At 69.1% G+C, this 553-nt stretch carries 1 pseudogene; it reads right to left on the reverse strand.

The annotated features are described in order from the left end of the window. Window positions 1–531: pseudogene (locus KZA10_RS17275) on the reverse strand (aldehyde dehydrogenase family protein); the annotation flags it as partial. Window positions 532–553 lie beyond the last annotated feature (22 nt).

Raw genomic sequence — 553 nt, forward strand, 5'->3', positions numbered from 1 at the left:
CTTGCGGCCGACCTCGGTCGAGCCCGTGAAGGAGAGCTTGCGCAGACGCGGGTCGGCGATGATTGGCGCCGACAGCGCGCTCGACTTCGAGGTCTGCACGACGTTGACGACGCCGGCGGGGAGGCCGGCCTCTTCGAGCAGCTTCGTGAAGTACATCGTGGTCAACGGCGTGAGTGCCGGGGGCTTGATCACGACGGTGCATCCGGCCGCGAGGGCGGGGGCGATCTTGCGCGTCGCCATCGCGAACGGGAAGTTCCACGGCGTCACGAAGAATGACGGTCCCACCGGGCGCTGCGAGACGACCATGTGGCCGGTGCCTTCCGGGTTGATCCCGTAGCGACCGCTGATGCGCACGGCCTCCTCGCTGAACCAGCGCAGGAACTCGCCGCCGTAGCCGACCTCGCCACGCGCCTCGGCGAGCGGCTTGCCCATCTCGAGCGTCATGAGCAGTGCCAGGTCTTCCTTGTGCTCCTGCACGAGGTCGAACGCACGACGGAGGATCTCGCTGCGCACGCGCGGAGCCGTGGCCGCTCAGGACGGCTGGGCGGCCACG

It is taken from the genome of Microbacterium sp. BF1 (assembly GCF_019279095.1).
GTDB lineage: Bacteria > Actinomycetota > Actinomycetes > Actinomycetales > Microbacteriaceae > Microbacterium > Microbacterium maritypicum.